Source organism: Dapis hubbardiae BLCC-M172 (genome assembly GCF_050016015.1).
Lineage (GTDB): Bacteria > Cyanobacteriota > Cyanobacteriia > Cyanobacteriales > Microcoleaceae > Trichodesmium.
Genome location: NZ_JBNHEQ010000173.1, coordinates 10976 through 19622 on the forward strand (window position 1 = coordinate 10976; position 8647 = coordinate 19622).

General features: G+C 35.2%; 7 protein-coding genes. 4 read left to right on the forward strand and 3 right to left on the reverse strand.

Features of this window, described 5'->3' with window-relative positions:
* A partial coding sequence (locus ACP6PK_RS15740) for a glycosyltransferase family 2 protein (RefSeq protein WP_426560656.1) occupies positions 1-1368 on the reverse strand: 1368 nt, incomplete at its 3' end.
* An 837-nt stretch (positions 1369-2205) separates the two neighbouring features.
* Here ACP6PK_RS15740 and ACP6PK_RS15745 point away from each other — a divergent pair.
* The 4 genes from ACP6PK_RS15745 to ACP6PK_RS15760 all read left to right on the forward strand — a co-directional run bounded on the left by ACP6PK_RS15745 (position 2206) and on the right by ACP6PK_RS15760 (position 4949).
* Entirely contained in the window at positions 2206-2415 is a 210-nt protein-coding gene (locus ACP6PK_RS15745; protein ID WP_094674468.1) for a hypothetical protein, read from the forward strand.
* Between the two features lie 115 nt (positions 2416-2530).
* Positions 2531-2917 (forward strand): ribosomal maturation YjgA family protein, encoded by a 387-nt coding sequence (locus ACP6PK_RS15750; protein ID WP_094674470.1) that lies wholly within the window; start codon positions 2531-2533, stop codon positions 2915-2917.
* Positions 2918-3252: 335 nt separating this feature from the next.
* Positions 3253-3588, forward strand: coding sequence for a zinc ribbon domain-containing protein (locus ACP6PK_RS15755; protein WP_426560665.1), 336 nt, complete (start codon positions 3253-3255; stop codon positions 3586-3588).
* 173 nt (positions 3589-3761) lie between these two features.
* On the forward strand, positions 3762-4949 hold the full coding sequence (locus ACP6PK_RS15760) for a S8 family peptidase (RefSeq protein WP_426560659.1): 1188 nt from the start codon (positions 3762-3764) through the stop codon (positions 4947-4949).
* A 538-nt stretch (positions 4950-5487) separates the two neighbouring features.
* Here ACP6PK_RS15760 and cobA read toward each other — a convergent pair.
* The gene (gene cobA, locus ACP6PK_RS15765) at positions 5488-7044 is read right to left on the reverse strand and encodes a uroporphyrinogen-III C-methyltransferase (protein WP_426560661.1); all 1557 of its coding nucleotides are present in this window, start codon (positions 7042-7044) and stop codon (positions 5488-5490) included.
* 865 nt (positions 7045-7909) lie between these two features.
* Entirely contained in the window at positions 7910-8290 is a 381-nt protein-coding gene (locus ACP6PK_RS15770; RefSeq protein ID WP_426560663.1) for a competence protein CoiA family protein, read from the reverse strand.
* Between the last annotated feature and the right edge of the window lie 357 nt (positions 8291-8647).

The window sequence follows — 8647 nt, forward strand, 5'->3', positions numbered from 1 at the left end:
GGAAAAGTCGGAAGTTAAATTTTGATTACTTCCTACTTCCTGCTGTCTATTTCCTATTGGATAGTTTTGGGAAAAGTCGGAAGTTAAATTTTGATTACTTCCTACTTCCTGCTGTCTATTTCCTATTGGATAGTTTTGGGAAAAGTCGGAAGTTAAATTTTGATTACTTCCTACTTCCTGCTGTCTATTTCCTGTTGGATAGTTCTGCAAAAAGTCTATTTGATTGAGGTAAGATTCTAAAATTTGGTAAGTATTATCAGTAGAACCATCATCAATAATAATAATCTCCCAGAAAGCATAAGTTTGATCCAAAACACTTTCAATAGCTTTAAGAATATAATCACCATCATTAAAAGTAGGAATAACTACGCTAACCAGTGGTAAACCATTTGGCATGATTTTATTTATTAAAAGTTGCCACTCTGGTATTTGATTCAAAGAAACTGAATTAAATGAATAGTTTTCTAGAGAAGCATAATAGTGAAAATAATATAACCACTCACAGATAGTTTTAAGCACAGAAACAGGAGAAAACTTTAAAGATTTATGCAAATAATCAACCATTTCAGCAAAGTAGCCAGATTTATATAAACACCAACAATTCCAAATCAGAGAACCGTAGCGTAATTCCTTTTCTAAATGTTCAATTTCTGGAGGGAGATTAGGATTAGAAAAAAGTTCATCTAAAATTTTTTCTTCTACTGCTATTTGAGCAAGTAAATTTCGCGTCATATTACCACTATGTTGACGATAACAGACCGCAACTTTGGGAAACCAAATGGCTTGACAACCTGCTAAAGCTAATCGAATTACAATGTCAAAATCTTCTAATCTGCGTAACTCTTCATTAAACCCATTTACTCTTTTCAACCATTCTTTACGAAACATCATTCCGCTAGGATTAGTAGCTTTCCATTTTAACCAACTTACTAAGTCTAATTCTGGAGACTTATGCCAAGGTTCAACATCTTGAATTTTTTCTCCTTTTTCATTCACAACCCGCCACCCACTTTGTACCAAACCTATACTTGTTTGAACATCGAAAATAGCTACTTGTTCTTGAAGCTTAAAAGAGAGAAATAAATCATCAGCATCCAGGAGAGCAATTAATTCTCCTTTTGCCATTTTTATGCCTTGGTTACGAGTAGCAGATAATCCTTTATTCTCTTGATAAAAATAACGAATTTTTTTCATGTATGGCTGTAAGACTTGATAGGTATTATCTGTAGAACCGTCATCTATAACAATAATTTCATAGTCAGTATAAGTTTGATTCAAGACACTTTCAATTGCTTGGGCGATGTAGAGTTCACAGTTATAAACAGGAATAATTACGCTTACTTTTGGATTTGGAAAAGTTTGTGACATGATGGTTATATATTTTTAATTTAGCTACTCTTGTTTTGCTATTCCCTAGAAAAGGAAAAAGAAAGATATTAAGCATTTCCGTACCAGAATGATCCGCAAACAGCTAGCTCACCGATCAGCTCTCAGGTATGATGCCAATAACTGCTAAGATTAGTAATGTAGCTCCTTATAATTATTTTTAATTCTTCCTTATTTATGGAGCATAGATTATTGAAAATTTGGAAATTGGTAAAAAGTAGGGATTCGGGGTCTGGGAATCAAACCCCTATAGGGAGGAGACCTGCCCAAAATATTGAGAATAAGGTTTTTGTTATGATAATTCAACCGACTTGATGTAATGTTAATGTTGCTAGCTTTGGAATTGTAAATCTTATCAATAATTGCAGCGAGTTTTAAACATAAATATTAAGGTTTAATCATAATACTAGCAAAAAGATTATCTCAGCTTATATGAATACTATTTATTTGTTGTTTTTGCTTGATTCAAAAAATATTTTCTCGTTATATAGCATAGGAATAAAAACAAAAAAAATCTTGCATAAATTTTTTATTTTTTTCGGGAAAACATTTCTGTTGCTGAGTTCTCTAATAGCTATTGAGAACCCAATTTTTGCTGGATAAATCAGGAGTAAAATTGTCTCTATAGAAACAAGAAATAGCCTTGAAGCTAAAGGCTTTATTGATGGTTATCAGAGGTCTAAATCTGGTTTAGGTGAATTCATAGAAGCAGGAATTCAGAAACGAAATATAGTAGAAAGAGTAGAACAGAAAATTTATGCTGATGCTTATCTACGCGGTTATCTACAGTTTCAAATTGACTTAGGTGACTACCTCAGTATGAATAAAAGTGAAATGTATTTGCAAGCTATAGGATTTGAAGATGGTTGTTTTAGAGCAAAAGCTGGATTAAATGAATTTCCAGAAGTGGGAATGAATAAGTTAGGTTTAGTAGAATTAAGACAACAATTAGTTTATATTGATGCCTATCATCAAGGTTATTCTAGGTGGCTATTGACTGATTATTCTGTACCTGCAGCATATAATTAGAAGTCAGAATTTAGAATTGAGAATTCAGAAGTTAGGAGCAATTGTACAATTTTCATTCTGACTCCTCACTCCTAATTTTTTATACTTCGTTTTGGCTTGGGGAATGTAGATTAATATGACAAAAAAATACAGAAATATTATTTTAGTATGTTTGATTTTTACTGTAATTTTAGGTTTGGCAACTAAGTTCTATCAGGGAATGTTTTCTGAATGGCTGAATAATTCTTTTAGTTCAATTTTTTATGAAGCATTCTGGATTTTATTAGTGATTTTTATTCGACCTCAATTTCCACCAGGTTGGGTAGCTTTTTGGGTTTTTATTATCACCTCATTTCTAGAATTTCTCCAATTATGGAAACCACCTTTTTTACAAGCTATTAGAGCTACTTTAATTGGCAGGCTGTTGTTAGGAAATACTTTTGTCTGGTGGGATTTTTTGTACTATATATTAGGCTGTACATTGACTTGGATCGTTTTACGTTACACCATGTCTGAAAAGTAATACTAATCCTGTATTTATCACAAATTTGGCGATTGCAACAACCAGAAGTATTATCTGATATAGGTTTGAGGACTTGAGCCTGTAATTGAATTAATGGACAGTCTTTTTTGTTACATATATAATAGATAATAATGGTGAGATGACGGGGTTTGGAATTAGTACCCGTGGGCAACGGGGGATGGAAACTGTCTGCTAATAGCGTACTGCCAGGTGAGCTTCAGCTCATAGGTAAGTGCTACGCAGAAATGCTTAACTGCGAGGTTAAGAAGCCCGCGCCGTAATCTTTGATTCGGCCTCGGGACGTCTGCTTAGAGAGTTTAAACGTTCAAGGGATGATGCAAAATGGTAAATTGGCAGCATCAATAGCAAGGCTTGGATTGTATCAATTTAGACAACGATTGACAACCAAAATCGTAAGCTCTGGTGGAACTGTAGTGCTAGCCCCCCTGTGGTTTCCATCATCCAAAACTTGTCATAATGGCGGTCGTATTAATCAACAATTAAAGTTAAAAGACCGTACTTTTAACTGCCCTCACTCTGGAATGAGAATAGACCGGGACTTAAATGCGGCACTGGTGTTATCTCAGTATGGGGACATTCATCAATCAAGTAGGGTAGGCTGTACCCGAATTTACGCTTGTGAACTGGAAGAGGCCGACCGACCAGGTTGAAGCAAGAAGCAAACATCTTTGACTGGCAAAACCGAGATTTTACCAAGTTTTGCCGGAATTGTTTAGGTATTGTACAGCAGAAGTCACTACCTTCTATCCTTACATATTTCATATTTAGGACTAGCGGAGTTATTACCGAATTCGTGAAATTAATTTCAAAAGGAGCAAAATTTATGTTAAAAGGAATCAAATATATCATCCTCCGAAGCCGAGAAATTCTAGTACCGACAACAGATAATTTAGGGATCAGAAGAGGTGCTAGGACTTTTGAATTAGCTCCTGAACAACTGGAAGTTGAGGAAACAGAACTTAGTTACTCCGAACGTAATGACCTACGGCGTGACCCTCAAACCCGTGCCCTTGCACCAGCTTTGCCCTTGAAATTAATTGCACCTGTAGAATCAAAGGACGTAGCTACTCCGACTACTGGTTCTACCTGGGGGATAGAAGCTGTTGGTGCAAATAGTTCTCCCTTCGATGGTAGCAACATTACTGTGGCCGTACTTGATACAGGAATCGATCCTTCTCATCCAGCTTTTACTGGGGTTGACCTAGTTCAAAAGAACTTTACAACTGATTCGGATAACGATCTAAATGGTCATGGAACTCACTGTGCTGGGACAATCTTTGGTCAAGATGTTGAGGGAACTCGTATTGGTGTTGCTCGTAACATCAAGCGAGCCTTGATTGGTAAAGTTTTAGGAGCAGGAGGAGGGTCATCGCCCACCATCGCTAAAGCCATTCAATGGGCAGTCAATGAAGGGGCTCACGTGATCTCAATGTCCCTTGGTATTGATTTCCCTGGGTATGTAAGAAATTTGATTGACAGAGGACTGCAAATAGAAGCTGCTACCTCAATTGCTTTGGAGGGATATCGTGCCAATATCAATCTTTTCACACAACTATCCGGCTTCGTCCAAGCTAATGGGTTGTTTGCTCAGGGAACAATTATTGTAGCTGCATCAGGAAATGAAAGTAACCGTCCCAGTTATGAGGTTTCGGTAGCTCCGCCTGCTGCTGGAACAGGGGTAATTGCGGTGGGAGCTTTACAAGAAAGTGCTAGTGGTTTTTCTGTAGCCAGGTTTTCTAATGACCAAGTCGATATCTGTGCTCCTGGGGTGGATGTAATATCAGCCAAAGTAGGTGGTGGGTTTAGTAGCTTGAGTGGAACTAGCATGGCCACACCTCATGTTGCTGGAGTTGCAGCTTTATGGGCACAACGTCAATTAGCGTTGACAGGGCGGGTCAATGATCAAGTATTAATGTCACGACTGATTTCCAGCGGAACACTTAAGTCTCTTGCTTCTGGTCAGGAAATAAATAATATTGGGACTGGAATAGTACAAGCTCCTCAGAGTTAATTTAGCTAGGTCGGCGAGAAGCTCTAGGTATAGAGTCTGAAGGACGAGCAGTGGAAAGGGAGCTGAAAACTAAAGTAGATCCTAAATTCTCCAGGACAAGCTTTTACCGAAAAATTGGGTTTAAAGCCTTGTCCTTTTAGGGCAACTTTATGTTTATAGTTATAAAAGCGGCAAAGGTATTCAACCGCTCTAAAAACCTAGCTACTAATCGTAGCAAACTAGCACCTTAAAAACTAGAGTTAGGGGGTTTTGCACTCCGAATGCTTGTGTATGGAAAAGCTCTAAGCAATAAGTATCAGAGAACCAAAGTTTTTTTAAGGTTTAAACTGTACCGTAGGGCATACGGGAACAGGCTCTTGTTAGCGCAGCTCCTCTGTTAGCGCAGCTCCTCCGCAGGAGGCAAGAGGCAATAGAGCGAACGCTTGGGGAGAGAACCATCTCTGGACTAGATGCCGTAAGGTGTTTAGTTTAAGTGTACTCATTGAAGCAAGAATCCTGGTTTCAGGAGAATCCCCGTGCGTTTACGCCGGGGAGTATGTCAATTTCTCACTCCCACCCACTTAATAATAGCTTCAGTCAACCCATCTAATGTATATTCTTTAGCCTCCACATCTACTCTACCTAATAAACTGTGACAACTTTGAGAAGTTTGAGGTCCGATAGAAGCAATACAAATATTTTCTAACCAATTTTCGCTTAACTTATCCTTATTTTCCGCAATTAAATAACAAAAATTTCTCACAGTTTTAGAACTAGCAAAAGTAATAATATCTATCTGCAAATTCTGTAGAGCTAACAAAGCTTCGGGTACAATATTTTCTGGGCAACTAGATTCATAAGCAGCTACTTCTATTACCTCTGCACCTTGACTATTTAATTCCTTGACTAATACTTCCCGACCACCAGTTTCTACTCTAGGAAATAAAACCTTTTTTCCACTCAATTTTTCAGGAAAATTTGCTACTAAAGAATCAGCAACAAAATTAGGTGGAATAAAATCTGGTGCTAGACCAAAACTCTTCAAACTTTCTGCCGTCTTTTTACCAACTACTGCTATTTTTACTTCAGCTAAAGCACGACTATCTTTACCTTTTTCTGCCAATCTTTCAAAAAAATAATCTACTCCATTTGTAGAAGTCAGAATTAACCAATCAAAACTATCTATATTATTAATAGCCACATCTAAATCATGCCAACTTGAAGGAGGAGTAATAACTAAAGCTGGCATTTCAATTACTTTTGCTCCTTCCTTTTTTAGAAGTTCGGTAAACTTACTTGACTGACCTGCTGAACGAGTTATTAAAATAGTTTTATTTGCTAAAGGTGCTATTTCTGCTTTTGCTTCTGACTTTTCTCTAACCATATTATTTGGATATTGTAAATAATCTCTTAATCTGACTACTTCTCCCACAATTATCACACAAGGAGACAAATATTCAGCATAAGTTTGTTTAGCAATATCCTTCAAAGTACCAATCCAAATTTGTTGTTTAGGAGTCGCAGAATTTTGAATAATAGCTACAGGAGTTTCAGGTTTTCTTTCATGTCTTAATAACTGATGTACAATTTCACCTAAATTTTTTCCTCCCATTAAAATTACTAAAGTTTCAATCTGAGATATTTTTTCCCAATCTAATGCTTCTATATCGTGAGCAGTTAAGACTACAAAAGCTCTACTCATTACTGCATCTGTCAGAGGAATATTTGCCAGTAAAGGTGCAGCTAATGCAGAAGAAATTCCTGGTACAACTTCAAATTTACAACCAGCTTCAATTAATGCTTGAATTTCTGTAGCAGCACGACCAAAAATAAAAGGGTCTCCTCCTTTTAGTCTGATTACTTGTTTGCCTAAACGACATTTTTCTACTAACAAGCTATTAATTTCTGACTGAGAAATACTGGGTTTACCCCCACGTTTACCCATCTCTATTTTTAAACAATTTTCTGGTGCTAATTCTAAAATAGAGTCATCAACTAAGGCATCATAAATTATGACTTCTGCTTGAATAATTAGAGAATGTGCTTTGACAGTCAAATATTCTTTACTTCCTGGTCCAGCTCCAACGATATATACTTTTCCTAGTAATTTAGTCATGTTGATTTGAGTAAGTAAATCTAAATTAGTAGTTGCAACAAAAATCTTTAGTTGGAGAATAGCACCAATGAGGAATATTTAGTTTTTCAGAAGAGATATTAACAGTTGTTTCAAAATCAATATATTGAACATCTTCATGCTTAAGATTGCAAATTTCCTGAAAATAAAAATGATTTCCAAATATTGCATCGCAATAAGGACAACCAAATGAAGTGTAATAGTTTCCAACTGTTTTGCTATAGCGAGATTTAATTTTGCCCATTTTCATGTTTTGATGTTTAGCTTTTTCAGTCTTCAAGCATTCATAAGCTTTATTTACAATTTCAGGAATAAATTGAGGTTCACCTATAATTTTGTCTGTTAATATAATGTAGTCTATTAAATTAAAATAACAGCCACATATATAGCAATCCTATTTGATTCGTGGCAAAAATCTTACTGCTTTTTAGGCAACAGGCAACAGGCAACAGGCAACAGGTAAGAGTTTCAAATTTTTTATTTACTTTTTAATTTATCACAACCTATTTAGGATTGCTATAGTTTCATAAGACTCACTCTGAACATGGTAAATATAATGCTTTTTGTGACACTTCCAACAATTAACAGGAAAAAATCTGATTTGAATATCTTGCTGTCTTTTATATCGGTAAAATTGAGAAAATTTAAAATGACCAGATAAAATTTCAGTAATAAAATTATTTAAAAGATAGGTGTTATTATCAAAAATTACTGTAGGATTTTCAGATTGGTCAAACTGTAATTGAAACATCGGTATATCTTGTCTTTCTTCGGATGTTGGTAACTTCTTAAATAACCAGCAACAACGAATACCATCTTTAGCATATTTATCTTGACGTTCTTTCGTTTATTCTAAGGTTTGAGGACTCCATTGAACTTCAAAAGTAAGTTTAACTAATTGATTTTTTATATGCTTAGTAGCTAAAACATCAGCTCTCCAATGTACTCCCCTTGCTTCAGTTTTTACCTCGTAACCCATAGCTTTACAAGCTATAGCAATTTCTGTTTTGCATAAAAGATGTTGCCATGTTTCTGATTTATAATTACATCCATCTTTCTTTTTATGAACAAAATGCTTAATTCCCTGTTTTGAGATTCTTAAATATCCTTTTGCTTCACAACAAGGTAAAATAACTCGAACTTTCTTTTGTTTTAATTCTTCCCATTCTTTATCAGATATAAATGGGGCAAATAATTCTTGATTATCTAAGATAGCTCTTAATGGCATAATTTTTAATTAGATAAATTCCTAAATTTTTATAAGCATCATTTTATAAGTTTTGTAAGTTGGAATTATAAATTTTATTGCTTTTAACTTTTAACTTTTAACTTTTAACTTAAAAAATGCAAGCCATAGGAAAAACTAGATATTCTATAAAAAATAGTTTCCAAATAAATTGATAAAAATCAGCGATCGCCAAACTTTGCTTTAATTAATGATTGAATTAACTATTGCGCTACAGTTTTTAGATTTTAGATAAACTGTCTGGATGGCGATAGTGCTACGCAACCCTAGGCGATCGCCAAACTTTGCTTTAATTAATGATTGAATTAACTATTGCGCTACAGTTTTTAGATTTTAGAT